A 20826-nucleotide genomic window follows, 5' to 3' on the forward strand; every position below is an offset into this window, starting at 1 on the left:
TATCATGCAGTTTAGTTTTTTTCTTGAAAATGAGAAAGCAACCCATTTTTTTGCGCAAGATTTTTCTCTTGCTTTAAGAAAAGGCGATTTGATCACGCTGGAGGGTGATCTTGGTGCAGGAAAATCAACATTTGCCCGTGCCATTATTCGCACACTTGCTAATGATATGATGCTTGATGTGCCAAGTCCTACTTTCACCTTGGTACAAAATTATGCGCTTGAGCGCTTTCATATCACACATGCGGATCTGTATCGCATTTTTTATCCTGAAGAAATTGATGAGCTGGGATTTGAAGAGGCTCGTCAAGATGGCATTTTGTTGGTTGAGTGGCCACAAAAAGCAGAGGGTGCCTTGAAAGATATAGACTTTTCTGTCACGTTTTCACACGAAAAAAAAGGGCGTCAAATTGAAATTGAAGCACATGATAGCGCCGCAAAAAGACTGCAACATTCATTGGATATCCGTAATTTTTTAGAAAAGAATGGAAGACGATATTATTCGAGACGTTTTTTTACAGGTGATGCTTCAGCACGTTTTTATGAAATCCTCATTGCGGATCATAATGATGATACTGTTTGTGATGATCATAGCAGTACGCCTCATACCGAAGTGCTTATGGATGCGCCGCAGATGGAAATGCCAGAAATATCGCCAGTACAAACGGGAGAAAATTATGCCAAAAAAGCACATTTGTCTGAGACAATATATCAATTTATTGGTATTGATCGTCTTATTTTAAATCATGGATTTGTTGCGCCAACTATTCACGCATATGATGGTGAAAACGGTTTGCTTATTATGAATGATCTCGGGCGTGAAGGTATTCTTGATACAAATTGTCAACCCCTTCTTGATCGTTATATTGCAAGCGCCGAGCTTTTGGCACATTTTCATCAAAAAGATTGGCCAAACGCCGTCAGTTTTAGTGATTTTTCTTTTCAAATTCCTTCTTATGACCGCACTGTTTTACAAGTTGAAGTGTCGTTATTGCTCGACTGGTATGTGCCTTTTAAGATGCATCAGCGTTTTTATGATGAGCAAAGGGTAGAATTTTTTGCGCAATGGTCACCTTTTTTTGATTTCTTTGAAAAGGCGGAGCAGACCTTTGTCATGCGTGATTTTCATTCGCCTAATATTTTATGGCGTGAAGGTGAAAACAAATTGAATCGTCTTGGACTTCTTGATTTTCAAGATGGTCAAATAGGAGCAACTGCCTATGATGTCGTTTCATTAGCACAAGATGCGCGTGTGGCTCTTTCGCCAGAATTTGAAAAAAAAGTTGTTGCGGCTTATTGTACAGAACGTAAAAAATTGCCAAGATTTTTCGATGAAGATGCATTTCATAAAATTTATGCAATTGCAGGTGCGCAACGTTCTTCTAAAATATTAGGTTTGTTTATACGATTAAATGATCGTGACCATAAGCCGCAATATCTCAAATTGCTGCCGCATTGCCAAGATTATCTAAAACGAAATTTATCTCATCCAGAACTTTATAATTTGCGTGAATTTTATCGTGTTACAGGATTGATTGATGGATAAAAAACACCATATTCATTCTGCTATGGTATTGGCAGCGGGAATGGGAACGCGCATGCGCCCTTTGACATTAAAAATTCCCAAACCACTTATCAAAATTTATGGACGCACACTTCTTGATCGCGCACTTGATCAATTGGAAAGAGCTGGCATTGAAAATGCGGTTGTCAATATTCACCATTTAGGCCAGCAGATAGAAGATCATCTCAAAATGCGTCACAAACCGCATATTCTTATATCTGATGAATGTTCACAGCTTTTGGATTCTGGTGGTGGGGTGATTAAGGCCCTCCCTCTTTTAGGCAATGAGCCGTTTTTTATTCTTAACGCTGATACGTTTTGGATTGATCATGATGATTCTGTTTTAAGGAAAATGGAAGCATATTTTAATCCAGAAATTATGGATATGTTATTATTAACAGTTCGTCGAGATCAATCAGCCTCAATAGAGCGGGGCGATTTTTTAATGGCATCAGATCGACAATTGACGCGTGCGCCTTCAAATATCAGTGAGGCTGTTATTTATGGTGGTGTATTGCTTGTCCATCCGAAGTTTTTTCATAATAGGTCAATGATGCCTCATTCTTTAAATCTTTATTTTGATGAAGCGATTGCAAATAAGCGTCTTTTTGGTTTTCCACTTGATGGATATTGGTATACAGTCGGCCGTATGGATATGATTGCTCCTGTAGAATATTTGTTGCAAAAGCGAGAAAAATAACGTGAGGGATAAACCAAATATTTTCTCAATACCGGCCAGTGTGCCTTTTTTGCCAACATTTGTCGAGGCACTTTTATCAGGCAAATTGATTGAAGATTTTGCACAAAATGATAAGTCACAAACGCGCTTAATCGATAGCATCATTTATGTTCCCACGCGACGTGCTGCTCGTGCCTTGCGGTCTGCCTTTGTTGAAAACAACATGCAGCATTCCAGTTTTTTGCCAACAATTTTGTCTTTTGGTGATAGGGAAGATGACATTGATTTTTTTGAGTTAAGCGGTGAAGATCATTTCATGTTTAATCCAAAAATAGGTGATAGTGATCGTATCTTAATATTAGCGCGTCTTATTCGTCCTTGGCGTGAAAATTTGCCTTATCATATTCGTGCAATGTTTGGTAGTGAAGATGTTTTGGTACCAAGTAACACTGCTGATGCTATTTGGCTTGCACAAGATTTAGCTCGTTTGATGGATGAAGTTGAAACAGAAGCCGCCGATTGGTCGAAGCTTCATGAAATACACCCTGACATGGTTGCTGAATGGTGGCAAATCACTTTAGAATTTTTAAATCTTGTCACTAAGACATGGCCACAAATTTTACAAGAAAATCATTTGGAAAATCCTGCTATATGGCGCAATAAACTTATTGCGCGGCAAACAGAAAAATTTTTGCAGGATAATCCTGAACGTCCAATTCTTGTTGCAGGCTCCAATGGATCCATTCCTGCAATTGCTGATTTTTTACATGTTGTCAGTCGTTTAAATAATGGCGCGGTGGTTTTACCGGGTCTTGATCATATGATGGATGAAGCGCAATGGCGTTCTTTAGATGGTCTTCAAAAAGATGCGGCTCTTTTTACCCATCCCCAATATAATTTTAAAAAATTACTTGATCGTTTAAATGTTGTCCGCTCAGATATAAAAGAAATTGGCCATGTTTCAGATCGTAAAAAAAAGCGCGCATTCATTGTTTCAGAATCTTTAAGATCTGCCGATACAACAGATCATTGGATTGATCTTCAACGTGAAAATTTTCAAGACATTTCTCATGATATTAGCTTAATTGAAGCAGCAAATGAGAGGGAAGAAGCTCTTGCTATTGCCGTTGCTTTGCGTCAAGCTATTGAAACGCCTAAAAAAACGGCGGCTTTTATTACGGGAGATCGTACTTTAGCGCGTCGGGTTGTATCGGAATTGGCACGTTTTGGTATTCAGGCCAATGATTCAGGAGGCGTGCCATTATCTGAAACATTACCAGCAACACTTATTCGTCTGATTCTAAATGGTATGTTTGAAGAAAGTGATCCTGTTGCATATTTATCGCTTTTAAAACATCCTTTGACATGTTTGGGCTTAGAGCGCTCTCTTTTAAGGGCAAAAGCAGAAGAATTTGAACTTTTTGCTCTTCGTGGGGGGACTGGAAGAGTTAATCTTGCCACATGTGAGACTTTTTTTGAAGCAAGGCTTCTGCAGTTAACAGAAAATAATCATCTTAGTGATGGCATAGACAAAACAATGATTGAAAATGCGCGTGATCTGACAATGCGCATTGCTCAATCTATTAAACCGCTGATTACGCTTATGCAGAAAACGGAGCCTATATCTGTCTCAATGGCTGCCATTGCAACGGTAGAAGTATTTGAAGCTTTTGGTCGCGATGAAAATAATTCTCTTTCGGTACTTTATCAAGGAGAGGCTGGAAAAGCGATAATCGCTTTTTTTCGTAATCTTATAGAAGATCATTCTGGCTTAACTTTTGATATTTCTGAGTGGCCAAATATTTTTGAAGCTTTGATCGCATCGCGTTCGGTGAGTCCTCCAGTTGGGGGGCATCCGCGACTTTTTATTTGGGGTGCTTTGGAATCACGTCTTCAAACGGTCGATACGGTCGTTCTTGGTGGAATGAATGAAGGTTCTTGGCCACAAGCAACCAAAAATGATCCATTTATGTCGCGCACAATGAAAATGATGATAACGCTTGATCCGCCTGAGAGGCGTATTGGGCTTGCAGCTCATGATTTTCAAATGGCAATGGGCATGGATAAAATTATTTTGAGTCGTTCAGTACGTGCTGGTAATGCACCGTCTGTTCCTTCACGCTGGCTGCAACGTTTGCAAACAGTACTTGGACCAGAAATATCAGAACAAATGCGCCATCAAGGAGCAATTTTTGTTCATTGGGCGCGTGAGCTTGACGATACTAAGGATGTGGCTTTTGTTACTCAACCTTGTCCTGCTCCTCCGTTGTCAGTAAGACCAAAACATTTTTCAGTCACAGAAATTGAAACTTTGCGTCGTGATCCTTATGCAATTTATGCAAAAAAGATTTTGAGATTAAAACCTTTGGATCCTCTCATTCATGATCCTTCCGCGGCAGAACGCGGCACACTTTATCATGCTATTGTTGCTGCTTTCATAGAGCAAAAAATTGATCCCAAAGCACCAGACGCCCATCATTTTTTTTTAAATCTTGCTCGTGCTGAATTCGATCGTGCGCAGTTGCCTCTTGATGTTGAAGCGGTTTGGTGGCCACGTTTTGAAATATTGGTTCCTGCATTGTTGGATTGGGAAAAATCGCGCGCTGATGCGCAGTCATTGGTTGAAATTTCCGCACGCCCTCTTGAAATTGGAAAGTCTGGTGTTACCCTTTCAGGGCGTGCTGACCGAATTGATATTTTTTCAACAAAAAATGCTGAAATTTTGGACTTTAAAACAGGTAGCAATCCTTCTCTTACACAAGCAAGAACACTGATGGCACCGCAATTGGCTTTGGAAGCCGCGTTGTTTTTAAGAAATCGTTTTGAAGGATGTAAAGATTTAAATCTTGTTGAACTGATTTATGTACGATTAACTCATCAGGGTGAAGTAAAAGAGGATCGCTTATGTGCAAAATCGGATCATACGGTTTTTTCACTTTCTGAAAAAGCGTGGACCGAACTTGATAAGCTTATGCATTATTATAATAATGACAAACAAGGCTATCTTTCCCGCGCTATGCCAGCTCTTACGAATTATAAAGGGGATTATGATCATTTGGCACGTGTTTTAGAATGGTCTGCTGAAAATGATAATGGGGGTGAGGAATGAGCGCTTTTTTAATACCAAAAGCTGCGCGTTTGCCCCAAACTCAAGCCGCAAATCCTCAAAGCAGTGTTTGGGTTTCAGCAAATGCAGGATCTGGTAAAACTCATGTTTTAACAGAACGTGTTATTCGCCTTTTATTAGAAGGCACTGAACCGCAGCGTATTTTATGTTTGACATATACGAAAGCTGCCGCAGCGGTCATGCAAAAGCGTATTTTTAACACTTTGTCAGGTTGGACCGCGTTAAATGACAGCGATTTAAAAAAAGAATTACAAAGCTTAGAAGGTAAAATTCCTAATGCCAAACGATTGGTTGAAGCGCGTCGTTTATTTGCACGAGCTCTTGAAACACCGGGTGGTTTAAAAATACAGACCATTCATGCTTTTTGTGAAAGTCTTTTGCATCAATTTCCATTAGAGGCCAATATTGCTGGCCATTTTGAGCTTATTGATGACTTAAAAAGCAAAGACCTCTTTAACCAAGCGCGCCGCACAGTTATTGAAAAAGCATATCTAAAAAAAGATCATGATTTGTATGAGGCTTTTATGCTTGTTTTGAAAACTGTTGGAGAAACAGGGCTTAATACACTTTTTTCTGAAGCCATTGCCAATCGTCAAGACTTAAAGTCTTTTCTTACTATTTTAGATCAAGATGAAGGTTTCACTCTTCTAGAAAATCGGCTGAAAGATGTTCTTTCTATTGAAGACAATGACCAAATAGATGAAATTTATCAGCAATTACGTCTTGATGCGATCTTAGAAAAGGATGTGATTGAACAGTATAATTTATATGGAAATTCTTCTACGGGAGAATTTATGAAACATATAAGTTTGATTGAAAAAGCAAAAACAGATGAAGCGTTTGTTGCTGCGGTTCGTCAGGCTTATTTTACAAAAGATAATGCGCGTTCAATTAAAAGATTAACTTCAAAAAAATTATGCGAAATAAATCCTTCTCTACAAGATGATATTTTGAAACGCCAAGATGCCGTATCACAGCATTTGAGAAAAATACAATCTTTACAACTTGTGCCATTAAATGTCGCAGCCTTTAGACTTTGCGCTCAATTGCTTAATATTTATGATCAATTAAAAAAAGCAGAGGGACTTCTTGATTTTAATGATCTTATTGAACGAACGCTTATTTTATTAGAGCGTGAAGGGGCAGGGCAATGGGTGCATTATAAGCTTGATCAAGGGATCGATCATATTTTGGTTGATGAAGCGCAAGATACGAGCCCATCACAATGGAAAATTATTCAGCTTTTGGCACAAGAATTTTTTGTGGGCAAAGGACAACGCGATTGTGATCGTACACTCTTTGCCGTTGGTGATGAAAAACAATCCATTTATTCATTTCAAGGCGCTGTTCCGCAAGATTTTGATTATAATGGTCGTTTAGTCGAAAAAGCTGCTGCCAGTATTAAGCACCCTTTCGAAAAGTTAAAGCTCAATTATTCCTTTCGTTCAACGCAAGATGTTCTTAAAAGTGTTGATAAGGTTTTTGAAAATCCTGAAAATTATAAAGGTTTGTCCGTTGAAAATATAAAAACTGTTCATGATGCCATTCGTTTAAATGACAATGGTGAAGTAGAAATATGGGATATGTTTACACCTGATGAGGTTCAAGAACCTGAAGATTGGCGTAAACCTGTTGATCAGCTGCATGCGCCTGCCGTAAAACTTGCCGAAGAAATTGCTAATCGGATTAAATCTTGGCTGCATAAAGGTGAGGTGCTTTCAGGCAAAGGTCGTTTGATGAAAGCAAGCGATATTATGATTTTAGTGCGAAAGCGTGATCAGTTTGTGCCGGCTCTTTCCCGTGCGCTTAAAAATCGCGCCATTCCTGTGGCAGGTGCTGATCGTTTGCAATTAACTCATCATATTGCGGTGCGTGATTTAATGGCGCTGGGGCGTTTTGTTTTGCAACCTAAAGATGACCTTTCTCTCGCCGCTGTTTTAAAAAGTCCTCTTTTTGGTTTGAACGAAAATGATCTTTATCTTCTTTCGCAGGGGCGGGAAGCATCTTTATGGCAAAGTTTAAAAAAACACGCCTCAGATCATATGCATTTTAATGATGTCTATCAAAGCTTTATGACGTATCGGCAATTGGCGGATAAAATGCCCGTTTTTGAATTCTTTAGTTATGTTCTTAACAAAGATGAAGGGCGTAAGAAAATTTTGGCTCGTTTAGGTTCCGAAGCAAGCGAGATATTGGATGCGTTTATGGATTATGCTTTGGAAATCCAAAAAAAAGGTTTGCCCGGTCTTCAAGCTTTTTTAGAAATACTAGAGGCTATGGAACCTGAAATTAAACGCGAGCTTGATCAGAATCGTGAAGAGGTTCGCATCATGACTGTTCATGCAGCAAAAGGATTAGAAGCGGCCGTTGTTTTTCTTGTTGATTCCAATGCACGCATTTGGAACACTCAGCATGAACCTAAATTATTAAAGATGATTGATAAAAATTGTCCGATGTTTTTATGGCAACCGAATGAAAAATATAAAACGCTAAAGGGCAAAGCTTTTATAGAAGGCTTAAACGAAAAAGCCCAAGAAGAATATCGGCGCTTGCTTTATGTTGGTATGACACGTGCAGAAGATCGCTTAATCGTTTGTGGTTATCATAGTAAGCAAAAAAATATCAATACTTGGCATGAACTTGTAGCAAAAGCCTTGGTGCCGCATTCTACAAAAATTGCTCATCCGCTAGAGGGTGTTGAGGCTTGGCGTTTTTGTGTTGAAGGAAAGCCTATAATTCAAAAAAAGTTAATAAGTGACAAAGGTGATGATCGTCAATTTCCTGTCTTGCCGGATTATTTTAAAACGCGTTTAGCTCCGCAAATCATACTTCCTAAACCATTAACACCATCTAAAGCTTTGCTTGAGATTGATGATGCTGCAGCAGGTGATGAAACTATTATGATGATGTCACCTATTCTTGATGTTAAGCATAATCGTACGTCTTTTGCGATTGAACGTGGAAATATCATGCATAGTCTTTTGCAATATTTGCCACAATGTGATGAAAATATGCGTAAAACTATTGCACAAAATTATGTCAATAAAGTTGCCGATACTTGGAGTGAACAACAAAAGCAAAATATGATCAACGATGTTTTTGCTGTGATAAGAGATCCTAATTTGCAAGGATTGTTTTCTTCATTTTCTCGCGCAGAAGTCTCTCTTATGGGCGTTGTTAAGATTAAAGGTAAAGAATATTCTGTATCAGGAAAGATTGATCGGCTCATTGATGAAGGAGAACGTATTACCATAGCAGACTTTAAGACAGGTCATGTGCCTGAAAATGATGAGGCTATTGCACCTGCTTATATTCGACAAATGGCTCTTTATCAAAAATTGTTAAACGCAATTGATCCACATAAAACGGTACAATCATTGCTGATTTATACAAATGGTCCGAAAATATTCAAATTGAATACCTCAAAAATTATCGCTTCTATTGAATAATTAACCCTTATGATTTCTTTAAATTAACGCAGTGTAAAACCTACCCCTTGACGTGGGCACATCCGAACGCCATTTTTATATAAAATGAGAATCATAAAGGATAGATCAATGAGCACTGTAAAAGTTGATAAAAATAATTTTGAAAGCGATGTGCTCCATTCAGACGAACCCGTCGTTGTAGATTTTTGGGCTGAATGGTGCGGACCTTGTAAAATGATTGCCCCTTCCTTGGATGAGATTTCATCTGAACTTGCGGGTAAAGTGAAAATTGCTAAAGTGAATATTGATGAAAATCCAGAATTGGCGACTCAATTTGGTGTGCGTTCAATTCCGACTTTGTTGCTATTTAAAAATGGTGAAGTGGCATCGAATATGGTCGGTGCTGTACCCAAAAGTCGTTTATCAGATTGGATTAAATCTTCAGTTGATTAAGATTTGAGTGCATAATAAATAAAAGCGGTGGTTGTTTCAACCACCGCTTTTTTATGAAATTATAATATGTCTTTTCATCATGAATGCATAAATTTAAAGTTATATTTTATCATTCATTTATGATGACTATGATGATAAGTCATCATCGTTTGATTAAAAAAATATATGATAATACTCATATATTTTAATCTTTATCCTGCTTTAATTTGATAATCTTTGATTGTTGCAAATTTTATTTTGGGTGCGCGTTCTACTTCATAATTAAGAGAAAAACCGTGTTCAGCTAAAAAAACAGGGTCGCCATCAAGATCATCGGCAATGGCACTACGATGACTTGTACAAAATGCCTCTAAATCAGCTTTATTATCTGCAGAAATCCAACGGCAGACTGAAAATCTTGCTGGCTCAAAAGCGACAGGTAATGAATATTCGACTTTTAATCTTTCTGTTAAAACATCTATTTGCAGTGCACCAATCACACCAATAATTGCTGGCGAACCGTCTTCAGGAGTAAAGAGTTGAACCACGCCTTCTTCAGCCATTTGCTGCAATGCATCTTTAAGTTTTTTGGCTTTCATCGGGTCACCTAAACGCACGCGTCGCAATATTTCAGGCGCGAAATTGGGCACACCTTTGAAAACAATGTCTTCGCCTTCCGTTAACGTATCACCGATACGTAACGTCCCATGGTTGGGGATTCCGACAACATCGCCACCATAAGCCTCATCTGCGATTTGTCGGGAGCGTGCAAAGAAAAATTGAGGAGCAGAAAGACTCATGGGTTTTCCCGTACGTACTAATTTTGCTTTCATACCCCGTGAAAGTGTTCCAGAACATACACGTAAAAAAGCAATACGATCGCGATGATTGGGATCCATATTGGCTTGAATTTTAAATACAAACCCTGTCATTTTCGGTTCCGTTGCTTTCACTGTGCGGCTATCGGCAATTTGGTCACGGGGGCTTGGACCAAAATCCACTAAAGCATCAATTAAATCACGCACTCCATAGTTTCGCAAAGCAGAACCAAAATAAACAGGGGTCATATGTCCTTCCTGAAACGTTTTCTTATCAAAATTTTTGCATGCATCACGGGCAAGTTCAACACCTTCAACAAATGCATCTCTGTCATTTTCGGGTAATAATAGAGCTGCTTCTTCTGGGCCTTTAACGGGTTTTGCTGTGACTTCTGAATCTTTTTGCCGTATCGTATTATGGTGTAAATTAAAGCTACCAGCAAAATTTCTACCCGAGCCAATTGGCCATGTTATTGGCGCTGTATCAAGGGCAAGCTTGTCTTCAATTTCATCCAAAATTTCAAGGGGATCGCGTGTTTCCCGATCCATTTTATTGACAAAAGTTACAATGGGAATATCGCGCATGCGGCAAACTTCAAAGAGTTTTAATGTTCTAGGCTCAATACCACGCGCGCCGTCAAGAACCATCACCGCGCTATCAACCGCTGTTAAAGTACGATAGGTATCATCAGCAAAATCTTCATGTCCAGGTGTGTCTAAAAGATTAAAAATATGATCATTATATTCAAATGTCATCACAGAAGTAACAACAGAAATGCCACGGTCGCGTTCAATATTCATCCAATCAGATCGCGTTTGAATTTTGTCTTTTTTGGCTTTTACTTCGCCTGCAAGTTGAATAGCACCTCCAAAAAGGAGCAGCTTCTCGGTGAGCGTGGTCTTACCAGCATCAGGGTGCGCAATAATAGCAAATGTCCGTCGGCGCGCAACTTCTTCTGCCTCGCTCATATGTCTCTCCTATCGTCTTTTATTTTTGCCTTTTTTAAAGGCAAAGCATGATTTTTGTGTGTGCCATAAACAAGGTGACGTCAATAGCAATAAATTGAAATGTAGTTCGATTGTAAAAACAGCACCACATAAGTTTAAAATAGCATTTTGTTATTGTGAATTTTCAAGCTTACCTTCCAAGGCGTCTTGAATAAGTTGACGTGTTTCATCTATCCCATAAAGAGCAACAAAAGAACCAAAGCGCGGTCCACGTTCTTGTCCGATAAGCACTTCATAAAGCATTTGAAAGAAAGACACAGATACGCCCGGTCCTCCTTCAGGGCTTTTTTTATTATGGTCTTGATACCGTTCTGTGACACGGGCTACATCAAGCAGTGTATTTTGAATGTCATTACCTGTGGCATTCTTTGGTAATTGCGAAAAATTTTTATCGATTTCTGTTAAAGTTTGACGCTCAATATCATCTGGTTTTTTGAATTTTTTCGTGGGTTTTACAAAATCATTAAAGTAGCGAATAGCAAAATGAACAAGATCATCCAGTTCAGGATGACTATGTGCATTGGCTTCTTTGCTATAACGAGAAATAAACCCCCATAAAACCTCAGAATTTTCAGCATTTGAAGCACTTACAAGATTGAGCAACATTGCAAAAGGTACAGCTAATTCTTCACTTGGTGGATTGCCATTATGCATATGCCAAACAGGATTGTTCAAACGATCTTTCGTCTCTTGGCGTTTATAGGCAGAAAGATAGCTGTAATATTCATCAACAGCTTTAGGGATTACATCAAAATAAAGTCGTTTGGCTGTTTTTGGTTTTTGATACATATATAAGCCAAGACTATTTGTGGGCGCATATTTTAACCATTCATCAATTGTAAGCCCATTGCCTTTGGATTTAGAAATTTTTTGCCCTTTTTCATCAAGAAACAATTCATAGTTAAATCCCTCTGGCGGAGTTGCTCCCAATGCACGGCAGATTTTAGAAGACAAAGTAACAGAATCGATTAAGTCTTTTCCAGCCATTTCATAGTCAACACCAAGAGCTGCCCACCGCATGGCCCAATCTGCTTTCCATTGACATTTAACGTTACCACCTGTCACAGATGTTTCGATCGTATCACCGCTTTCAGGCTCAACATAAGTGACAGTGCCTTTTTCAGTATTATGCGCAATCATAGGAACTTGGAGCACTTTGCCAGAAACAGGAGAAATCGGTAAAAAGGGAGAATAGGTGGCGCGTCGTTCTTCACCAAGTGTAGGAAGAATAATGGCCATGATTTTATCGTAAACAGCAAGCATTTTTATTAAGGTTTGATCAAAACGACCAGAGGTGTAATATTCTGTCGCACTGGCAAATTCATAGTCAAAGCCAAACTGATCTAAAAATGCACGTAGTCGTGCATTATTAGCCGCTCCAAATGAGGGATAGTTATCTGAAAAAGGATCAGGCACGCGTGAGAGTGGTTGATCAAGATAGGTTTCCATCATAGCGCGATGAGGTACATTTTCAGGAACTTTACGTAAACCATCCATATCATCAGAAAAGCATAATAATTTTGTTTTGACCTTATTATTGGTGAGCACATGAAAGGCATGGCGCACCATAGTTGTACGCGCTACTTCACCGAATGTTCCAATGTGAGGCAAGCCTGAAGGCCCATACCCTGTTTCAAATAGCACAACGTGTGGCATTTGTGTTTTTTCATAACGTTTTACAATTTTTCGTGCCTCTTCAAATGGCCAGGCTTTTGATTCAGTTGCTGCGGCAATGAATTCTGGTGTAAGGTTATGGGCGTAAAAACTGTCTTTTGTCATGCGCTAAGATCCTAAACTTGACTGTATATTCTCATGCTGTATGGGTGTTATTGTAATCCGTCAATCATGGCGGGCAAAAAGCGACAAAAAAAATCAATATTTTGCATGGACGATGATAGATAATGACACTGGAAAAACTCACTTCGCAAGAAGCGCTCATTTACATTATGGTTACAACATCTGCTGCTGATGCGTCAATGAGCACGAAAGAATTACAATCAATTGCGGATATTGTGTCACATTATCCTGTTTTTTGTGATTTTGATTTTGACCGTTTGGATTCCTTAGCCGCAGAATGTTATACTTATCTTGAACAAAGTGATGGGATTGAACAAATATTAGATGTTACGCAAGTCGCTTTACCGCAAAAATTGCGTGAAACTGCCTATGCGTTGGCGGTTGAAGTCGCAGCAAGCGATCTTGATGTCAAGCAAGAAGAATTACAGTTTTTACAAATGATGCGTGATCGCTGGGAACTTGATGACTTAACGTCCGCGGCGATTGAACGTTCAGCACGCATTCGTTTTCGTAAAAGATATTAAATGATGTTTTCCATCTGTTTAGGTTTAGGACCTATTCATCTTAATAGAATTAAAGGATTTTAAGCCCAGAATCATCGTTCAAAATAAGCATTTATATGGCATTAGGGCACTAAGTAATGCTTCTCCCAATTTTTACGAGGGATGAGTTTCCCTATTTTATAATCAAAAGATTTGATTGTTATATGATTGTCTTCAGCAATGCAATTATAAGAAAGATGATACCATTTGCCTTTGGCGCGAAAAGCTGCACCTTCTGCTTTAATGCTGTGATGACCCGTTTTAGGGTCGCTATAGGCATAGGCTAAAACCTTATCGGGTGACCATTTGGTGTCTTTATGAAGACGTTCCATGGCTTCAATATCGCAACGTTGTTCAAGGCGTGTTTGTGTATCTAATTGTTCAAGCTGCTGTGTTTCAAGAGCATTGATTGCGAAGACATTTGTTGTTGCTATTATATAAATAAAACCAGCAGCAAAAGGACATGATGCGTATTTCATGGATAATAAGATTAATTTTTTGGAATCGTTTTTTTTCAACATTGCGGCATAATAGCGCGATCATCGATGAGTTCAAGAAAGGATATTGATTTCTTGTGCATTTCATGACTTTTGTATTCATAAAGGAGATTTCGTATGAAACCGATTTTCATACAATTACAATGTATGCCGGGAACTGCTTACAATGTTGCTGATATTTTATATCAACGTGAAATTGTTTCTGAACTTTATTCTACAAGTGGTGAATATGAGCTTTTGGCAAAAATATATTTGCATGAAAACCAGGATATTGGAAAATATATCAACGATAATATTTTAGATATTCCGGGCATTACTCGCTCACTGACAACATTAACATTTACAGCATTTTAAGTGTTTATATGATGGGTCGGATACCACCGTTTGGAAATATAAGGTGCAGCGCGTGATAGGCAGCATATTGGCTGTGGTGCTTTTGGCACAATCTATCATGATGAGCATGATGATATTTCAGGCATCTGTGTCGGTGATTAATCAAAAACGTGATTTTTATGGTAGTGTACTGTGCACAACAAGCGATAATAAATCTCCTTCGCATCAAAGCAAGGTCCCGTCTTGTTGCACAAGTGGCTGTGTATTATCGTCAGCGATAGTGCGATTGTTTTCGCCTGTATTGTTTTTAACGCTTCATCTTCGTGAAGGTGAAATTTTAAAAATTATTCGTGTGATTGAACAACCCAATCTTTATGAACGATTTAATCATAAAGCACGTGCACCACCAATTGTTATGACATGAGAAAAATTTCCCATGATTTATAAAAGAGTTTGTGGGTGCAATTTTAATAATTATCAATGTAATGTGTCGTCATGTCACGACAGTTGGAGAATTCTATGTCTTTCGTTTCTTTTCAATCAACTCGATTTAAAACATTATCCCTAAGCAGTTTGGTTGGTGCCTTTTTGTTTGCTTTAACATTTCCTTTTACTGGCGCTTTTGCCCATGAATATAAGCTTGGAGAAATTGAAATTGTCCATCCTTGGTCGCGCGCAACACCCAATGGAGCAAAGGTTGCAGGGGGCTATTTTAAAATTATCAACCATGGTCAAGAAGATGATCGTCTTTTGTCAGTCTCGTCAGAATTATCTGATAAAACTGAAATTCATTCAATGGAAGTAACAGATGGAGTTATGAAGATGCGTCATCAACAAAATGGTGTTGTTATTCCAGCTGGTGGCGAAGTCGAATTTAAACCCGCAGGCTATCATGTTATGTTTATGAATTTGACCCAATCTTTAAAAAAGGGAGATAAGATTGCTGGAAGAATTACCTTTGAAAAGGCAGGTAGTATTGATGTTGTATTTTACGTTGATGCTATGGGTGTGAAAAGCCCAAGTGGAAAGCCTGAAAGTGATAAAGATGAACATGATCACCGGCATAACCATTAATTTGATTGAACAATTATTTTGAAAAATAAAAACGGGGCAAAAAGCCCCGTTTTGATAAGGTATATATTTTTATAGAATTTATAGTTAAGATTGTGATGTAAGGCTGGTTTAAAAAATACTGAAATATTGTATTAAAAGCTTAGAAAATTTTTGTTTCACCTCAGTCGTCTTTCTCAAATTTTTGAATTGAGTTAAACGCTTTTGCTTTTTCATCATAAATTAAGTTTCTTTTCATTATTCATTAAAAAAATGAATAACATTTAAATTTCGTGCCTCATAAAAGGCATGAGACACGATCATATAACGAGAGCCCATATTACAAAATTTAATTCAGTTTATACTATCGTAGGACAGGTATTGTATCGTAGAATTCAACTGACTATTTGCTGATATAGAACTTATCGATCAGTTTCACGCTACGCTCTTCATTTTTTGATAAATCTCCTCTAATTTGATAAACTTCACCTGTGAGTTCATTGTCATCAATTGTATAAACTGCGAAATTTTGTACCGAACTATCACGATAGTTTTCATGTTTTGTCTCAAAACGTTCTGAATTTTGGGGTTGGTAACCAATTTCGAATAAATTATTATAATGTTCAAGTTGTTCTTGTGTCAGCCAATTTAATTTAGGTCTGACTTCATGGATATGGCTTAGTGACTTGTTGAATATAGCATCATATGCTTTTGTACCACCCGTATTAGGAATGATGAAGGTTGTTCCTTTGGGTGATAGAATTTTTTTATAATTATCTTCGTCATAGACGAATCTTGCATCATCTATTTGAGCATTGACAAAACTGTTCTTTTTATCAACATATTTTAATGATTTGGTACGAGAAAAGACATGATCATGTCCTTGTAATGCTAAATCAATATCAAGTGCATCAATTAATTTCATAAAATCATCACGCACATTTTGAACGTCTTCATCTTGAAGAGAATGATATGATTTCGAAAATAAAGGCTTATGATAGCTGAGAATAATCCATTTGGCTCCGTTTTTACGTGCTTGTTTTACATCATCTTCAAGCCACTTTAATTGTGCTTGTCCTAGAGCTTTTCTGTCGTCGTTTTTATAATCATTTGTGTTGAGAATAATAAAATGAGCATTATTATAATCATATGAATAATATGACCCTCCATCAATTTCTCCAGCACTATCAACATTGAAATGATCATTAAATTTGTTGGGATATATTTCAGATTTATTCAAACCATACTCATCATGGTTGCCAGAGACAGGAACTAAACTCATTTTTAATAATGAATTTTGTGACTGTGTCATCAAGTCAACCCATTCATCTTCAACTTCACCAATTTCCACGATATCCCCAGTATGAATAACGAAATCTGCATTAGGGGCAATTTTTTGTGCTTGGTATAGAGTATCTGCACCGAATTGGGCTTCATTACGAATATTTTCATTCCAATAAGCATTTTGTGTGTCTGTATATTGAATAAAGGAAAATGATGAGTTTGATGAGCCCGATGTTTTAAATTGACCAACGTCGCTAAGCTCGCCGTTTTCATCCCCAACTTGATAATAATAAACTGTTCCTGGATTTAATCCTTGAATGTCAGCGCTATAAGTAATTTCTTTTACAGGTATGATATCAATTGCTACCGTTTCATTTTTATTTTTAACTTCATTTTTTGGTTCCCATTTGACATCATCAATACCAGCATCAGTAAAATAACGAACAACTGTATTTTTATCATCAATCACTTTATAAATAAAAAAACCATCTTCATTGCGTTCAAGGAAGTGGCTGTTTACAATTTTTGTTTGTGCAGGAAAAGATTGAGCATTCTTCATATCTTTATGCGTATCAATCCTAACGACAGGGGACTGCGCCTCCTCACTAGTAAACCAACGAAATGATCTACTTGTATCTGTTGGTTCTTTTAAAGTTGATGTGATGCGGTTAGGTTTATTATTTTTATAAACTGAGGCAACATTGGGTTTATCAATGAAACTTACTGGCGTTTTTTTCTTTATAATATCGTCTGATCTATGCAGTTCAGCATTTTGAACAAGTGGATTTTTTTCATATTCATTTTGCGCTGCTGCAATACTTATTATACTGCATAAAACAATATTTATTATAAATATATAGTTTAATTTTCTTAGCAAATTTGTCATGAAAAGTTTCCTATTGATTATTAAAAACAGCTATGATTTTTGATTAATCAGTTAAATAAAAAATTTATATTACAAAAAAATGACTTCAAAAAATTGTCTTTAAATAAATTTAAAACAATACTCATAAAATAGAATAACATTGTTTAATAATAAGGTTTTTTCATTTCATTTTTATTAGAATGGGCAATGGATTGAATATCTTATAGCACGACAGAAAGTCGTGCGATGAAAAGCTTTTAATCATTGTGAAGGCGAACAATGTATAGGGTGCCATTGTAACAAAGCGTTATTATAAAGCGCTATGTTTGCATCCATATACTGATTGTTTGGCTTTACACGTGGCTTGCCATACGCACTACAGAAAGATAGACGACAATAAATTTATGGCTTTGTTCATGCTGCACTTGGCGTCTATGCATGGCGTAAATATTTTTCTGATCGATTTAAATACGTTCAATCAGAATGACGAAATAGAAAAGGGAAATGGAAACTTTCGAGCTCAATGCCTCAATGGGTATTTATTTATCAACCACTCGCAAGCAAAGCTTATTCTTGAAGCATATGAAGACAAGACAATAACATAAACTCCATTAGGGTATTGGGCGAATTAACGCCTAACACCCTTAGTGGATTTTTGGCAAAATTACCAACTTCTTACGATAAACCACAATGAAACTTATAATAGTAACATCGTAGTGAAAAATGGATTTAATCCAAATCGGGAATTCGCAAAATTTGACCAGGATAGATTTTATCAGGTGATTTTAACATGGGCTTATTGGCTTCAAAAATGATTGTATTTTTATCCCCATGCCCTTTGCCATAGACTTCTTCAGCAATTTTCCAAAGATTATCCCCTTTTTTTACTTCGTAAAAGCGTGGTTCTTTTTCACCACTTGTGTCTGCAACTTTGAGCTGGTCAGTATCAACGGTTTCAATGCCTAGAGAATTTCCGACTGCCAAAACAGCTTTTTCAAGGATTTCTTGATCTTGAACCTCACCTGTTAAAACAGCTTTGCCATTATCAATTTGCACATCAACTTTGTCCGTACCTAGGTTGAAATTATCCAATGCAGATTTTACATTTTGTGCTTCTGGTTGTTGGTCACCTATACCAAGTTTTTCACCAACGGATTTAACAAAGTTAAAAAGTCCCATTGTCTTTTCCTTTCATTTTTTCCCGTTAAAAAAATTTAAACGACAAATCGCAACAAAAACGGGATAGTGTGAAGTCTAACTTTTTAAAAATTAGTGCAAAAATAAATATTTCAATCATTTATGATTTTTCCACGCATTTTTTTTACGCTTGAACGCACGGTTTTCGCTTTTAAACGCCGCTCAACTGATCCTTTAGTGGGGCGTGTTGGACGTCGTTTTGCTGGGGGCGGTTCGGCTGCTTTTTGTAATAATTTAATTAAACGTTCTCGTGCATCTTGCCGATTGCGCTCTTGCAAGCGAAAGCGCGATGCTTCAATAAGAATATCACCATCTTTTGTTGCGCGTTGGCCAGCAAGTTTTATAAGTCGTTGGTAAGTAGTATGTGGTAAACCAGCTTTTTGTGCAAAATAACGCAATTGTACCGCTGTTGAGACCTTGTTGACGTTTTGTCCGCCAGGACCACTTGAGCGAATAAAATTTTCTTCGAAGTCGGATGGGCGAATACGAAGAGTGTTTGTAACATAAATGCTTTGGCGTTCTTCACTCATGATAAGTAATATAAACCACTGTGAAGAGAAAAAAAGCCCGTTTTTCACTCGGGCTTTAAAAGTATTTTTTAATGTGCTTTGGGGGCAGCTTTTTTTACGTCTTCATCAACGTGTGCGTTAAATTTATCAAAATTTGCAACAAACATAGCTGCTAATTTTTTTGCCATGGCATCATAAGCGATATGATCTTGCCATGTGGAGCGTGGATCAAGAATACCATCATCAACATTTGGCACGGCTTTGGGAACCATAAAACCAAAATTACCATCTTGACGGAAGTCTGCTTTTTTTAATGATCCGTTCAATGCGGCAGTTAAAAGCGCACGAGTTGCCTTTATGGGCATACGACTGCCGACACCATAAGCACCACCTGTCCAGCCAGTATTCACTAACCAGCAATCAACGTGATGTTTTCCAATGAGTTGTTTAAGCAAATTACCATATGCTGAAGGATGGCGCGGCATAAATGGTGCCCCAAAACAAGTTGAGAATGTCGCTTCTGGTTCTGTCACACCTTTTTCAGTGCCTGCCACTTTTGCGGTATATCCAGAAAGAAAATGATACATTGCTTGAGTGGGGCTTAATTTAGCAATTGGCGGAAGAACACCAAAAGCATCCGCTGTCAACATAATGATATTTTTGGGTTGTTTGCCTTTTCCATCTTTGCTCGCATGAGGAATAAAATCAAGTGGATATGCAGCACGCGTATTTTCTGTAAGCGAGCCATCATTAAAATCGGGTTGGCGGTTTTTATTCAACACAACATTTTCTAAAACCGTACCAAATCTTTGCGTTGTTGCATAAATTTCGGGTTCTGCTTCAGCAGAAAGGCGTATGGCTTTTGCATAGCACCCTCCTTCGAAATTAAAGACGCCTTCCTCTCCCCATCCATGCTCATCATCGCCAATAAGTATGCGGTTTGAATCTGCCGAAAGAGTAGTTTTTCCTGTTCCTGAAAGTCCAAAAAATATGGCCGTATCACCATCTTTTCCTTCATTAGCCGAACAATGCATTGGCATGACGCCTTTTGGCGGAAGAATGTAATTGAGAGCCGTAAATACAGATTTTTTCATTTCTCCTGCATAAGATGTACCTCCAATTAACACGATAAGGCGGGTTAAATCGCATGCGATAACTGTTTGTGAGCGACATCCATGCCGTGCAGGGTCAGCGCGAAATGAAGGCAGATTGATGATGGTCATTTGTGGGATATAGCTTTGTAATACGTCTTCATTGGGACGAATGAGAAGATTGCGAATGAAGAGAGCATGCCAGGCATATTCGGAAACCACACGGGCGCGTATTGAATTTGATTGATCAGCTCCACCAATTAAATCTTCAACAAATAAATCACGACCTTTTGCATGGTTGATAAAATCATTATAGAGGCAATCGAAATGATCTTTGCTCATTGCTTTATTGTTCTCCCACCAAATATGTGGTTCTGTTTCTTTGGTGCGAACAATAAATTTGTCTTGGGCTGAACGCCCCGTATGTTGACCGGTATAAGCAACCAAAGCACCTTGTGCAGTTAATTGCGCTTCATTTCGGCGCATAGCTTCTTCATAAAGACATGCAGGCGTTAAATTATAGTGAACTTTTCTTAAGTCATGAAAGCCAAAGTGGCTTAAAGATGAGGCTGGATTAAAGATGCCGATTTCGTCCATTGTGTTTTCCT

General features: G+C 37.9%; 16 protein-coding genes. 9 read left to right on the top strand and 7 right to left on the bottom strand.

The genetic code is table 11. From position 1 onward, the window contains the following. The first annotated feature begins 4 nt into the window (after positions 1-4). The 5 genes from ME5_RS02230 (at position 5) to trxA (ending at position 9248) form a co-directional block, all read left to right on the top strand. Positions 5-1543 (top strand): bifunctional tRNA (adenosine(37)-N6)-threonylcarbamoyltransferase complex ATPase subunit type 1 TsaE/phosphotransferase, encoded by a 1539-nt coding sequence (locus ME5_RS02230; RefSeq protein ID WP_008038023.1) that lies wholly within the window; start codon positions 5-7, stop codon positions 1541-1543. Continuing rightward, complete coding sequence (locus ME5_RS02235; protein WP_008038024.1) at positions 1536-2261, top strand: nucleotidyltransferase family protein; 726 nt, start codon at positions 1536-1538, stop codon at positions 2259-2261. The genes ME5_RS02230 and ME5_RS02235 overlap by 8 nt, the downstream gene beginning before the upstream one ends. Position 2262: 1 nt before the next feature. Beyond that, a complete protein-coding gene (gene addB / locus ME5_RS02240; RefSeq protein WP_008038025.1) occupies positions 2263-5349 on the top strand; it encodes a double-strand break repair protein AddB in 3087 nt (1028 codons plus the stop codon). Then, the gene (addA, locus tag ME5_RS02245; RefSeq protein ID WP_008038026.1) at positions 5346-8816 is read left to right on the top strand and encodes a double-strand break repair helicase AddA; all 3471 of its coding nucleotides are present in this window, start codon (positions 5346-5348) and stop codon (positions 8814-8816) included. Before addB ends, addA begins: the two co-directional genes overlap by 4 nt. Positions 8817-8924: 108 nt before the next feature. Further along, positions 8925-9248, top strand: a complete 324-nt coding sequence (gene trxA, locus ME5_RS02250; RefSeq protein ID WP_008038027.1) for a thioredoxin — start codon at positions 8925-8927, stop codon at positions 9246-9248. A gap of 191 nt (positions 9249-9439) precedes the next feature. Here trxA and ME5_RS02255 read toward each other — a convergent pair whose 3' ends face one another. Both ME5_RS02255 and ME5_RS02260 read right to left on the bottom strand, forming a co-directional pair. Beyond that, a complete protein-coding gene (locus tag ME5_RS02255; RefSeq protein ID WP_008038028.1) occupies positions 9440-11014 on the bottom strand; it encodes a peptide chain release factor 3 in 1575 nt (524 codons plus the stop codon). Between the two features lie 150 nt (positions 11015-11164). Further along, positions 11165-12832, bottom strand: coding sequence for a lysine--tRNA ligase (locus ME5_RS02260; protein WP_008038029.1), 1668 nt, complete (start codon positions 12830-12832; stop codon positions 11165-11167). A 122-nt stretch (positions 12833-12954) separates the two neighbouring features. Between ME5_RS02260 and ME5_RS02265 the strand changes: the two genes are divergently transcribed. Beyond that, entirely contained in the window at positions 12955-13374 is a 420-nt protein-coding gene (locus ME5_RS02265; RefSeq protein ID WP_008038030.1) for a tellurite resistance TerB family protein, read from the top strand. A gap of 101 nt (positions 13375-13475) precedes the next feature. Here ME5_RS02265 and ME5_RS02270 read toward each other — a convergent pair whose 3' ends face one another. Beyond that, positions 13476-13871, bottom strand: coding sequence for a DUF930 domain-containing protein (locus tag ME5_RS02270; protein WP_008038031.1), 396 nt, complete (start codon positions 13869-13871; stop codon positions 13476-13478). A gap of 135 nt (positions 13872-14006) precedes the next feature. Here ME5_RS02270 and ME5_RS02275 point away from each other — a divergent pair, with 135 nt between their 5' ends. From ME5_RS02275 to ME5_RS02285, 3 genes are all read left to right on the top strand, one after another. Further along, positions 14007-14243, top strand: coding sequence for an Lrp/AsnC ligand binding domain-containing protein (locus ME5_RS02275; protein ID WP_008038032.1), 237 nt, complete (start codon positions 14007-14009; stop codon positions 14241-14243). A gap of 52 nt (positions 14244-14295) precedes the next feature. Continuing rightward, on the top strand, positions 14296-14646 hold the full coding sequence (locus tag ME5_RS02280; RefSeq protein WP_008038034.1) for a hypothetical protein: 351 nt from the start codon (positions 14296-14298) through the stop codon (positions 14644-14646). 95 nt (positions 14647-14741) lie between these two features. After that, the gene (locus ME5_RS02285) at positions 14742-15296 is read left to right on the top strand and encodes a copper chaperone PCu(A)C (protein ID WP_008038035.1); all 555 of its coding nucleotides are present in this window, start codon (positions 14742-14744) and stop codon (positions 15294-15296) included. A gap of 379 nt (positions 15297-15675) precedes the next feature. Here ME5_RS02285 and ME5_RS02290 read toward each other — a convergent pair whose 3' ends face one another. From ME5_RS02290 to ME5_RS02310, 4 genes are all read right to left on the bottom strand, one after another. Then, a complete protein-coding gene (locus ME5_RS02290; RefSeq protein WP_008038036.1) occupies positions 15676-17442 on the bottom strand; it encodes a purple acid phosphatase family protein in 1767 nt (588 codons plus the stop codon). A 708-nt stretch (positions 17443-18150) separates the two neighbouring features. Next, complete coding sequence (gene lysM, locus ME5_RS02300) at positions 18151-18600, bottom strand: peptidoglycan-binding protein LysM (protein WP_008038037.1); 450 nt, start codon at positions 18598-18600, stop codon at positions 18151-18153. A gap of 110 nt (positions 18601-18710) precedes the next feature. Further along, positions 18711-19148, bottom strand: coding sequence for an alternative ribosome rescue aminoacyl-tRNA hydrolase ArfB (arfB, locus tag ME5_RS02305; protein WP_008038038.1), 438 nt, complete (start codon positions 19146-19148; stop codon positions 18711-18713). Positions 19149-19216: 68 nt separating this feature from the next. Next, positions 19217-20815 (bottom strand): phosphoenolpyruvate carboxykinase, encoded by a 1599-nt coding sequence (locus ME5_RS02310; protein WP_008038039.1) that lies wholly within the window; start codon positions 20813-20815, stop codon positions 19217-19219. Positions 20816-20826: the final 11 nt, after the last annotated feature.

Origin of the sequence: Bartonella tamiae Th239 (assembly GCF_000278275.1) — a bacterium.
GTDB classification, from domain to species: Bacteria; Pseudomonadota; Alphaproteobacteria; order Rhizobiales; family Rhizobiaceae; genus Bartonella; species Bartonella tamiae.

Coding starts and splice junctions, on each gene's coding strand:
- ME5_RS02230 (WP_008038023.1), top strand. CDS start 5: ATGCAGTTTAGTTTTTTTCTTGAAAATGAGAAAGCAACCCATTTTTTT.
- ME5_RS02235 (WP_008038024.1), top strand. CDS start 1,536: ATGGATAAAAAACACCATATTCATTCTGCTATGGTATTGGCAGCGGGA.
- addA (WP_008038026.1), top strand. CDS start 5,346: ATGAGCGCTTTTTTAATACCAAAAGCTGCGCGTTTGCCCCAAACTCAA.
- trxA (WP_008038027.1), top strand. CDS start 8,925: ATGAGCACTGTAAAAGTTGATAAAAATAATTTTGAAAGCGATGTGCTC.
- ME5_RS02255 (WP_008038028.1), bottom strand. CDS start 11,014: ATGAGCGAGGCAGAAGAAGTTGCGCGCCGACGGACATTTGCTATTATT.
- ME5_RS02260 (WP_008038029.1), bottom strand. CDS start 12,832: ATGACAAAAGACAGTTTTTACGCCCATAACCTTACACCAGAATTCATT.
- ME5_RS02265 (WP_008038030.1), top strand. CDS start 12,955: ATGACACTGGAAAAACTCACTTCGCAAGAAGCGCTCATTTACATTATG.
- ME5_RS02270 (WP_008038031.1), bottom strand. CDS start 13,871: ATGAAATACGCATCATGTCCTTTTGCTGCTGGTTTTATTTATATAATA.
- ME5_RS02275 (WP_008038032.1), top strand. CDS start 14,007: ATGAAACCGATTTTCATACAATTACAATGTATGCCGGGAACTGCTTAC.
- ME5_RS02285 (WP_008038035.1), top strand. CDS start 14,742: ATGTCTTTCGTTTCTTTTCAATCAACTCGATTTAAAACATTATCCCTA.
- ME5_RS02290 (WP_008038036.1), bottom strand. CDS start 17,442: ATGACAAATTTGCTAAGAAAATTAAACTATATATTTATAATAAATATT.
- lysM (WP_008038037.1), bottom strand. CDS start 18,600: ATGGGACTTTTTAACTTTGTTAAATCCGTTGGTGAAAAACTTGGTATA.
- arfB (WP_008038038.1), bottom strand. CDS start 19,148: ATGAGTGAAGAACGCCAAAGCATTTATGTTACAAACACTCTTCGTATT.
- ME5_RS02310 (WP_008038039.1), bottom strand. CDS start 20,815: ATGGACGAAATCGGCATCTTTAATCCAGCCTCATCTTTAAGCCACTTT.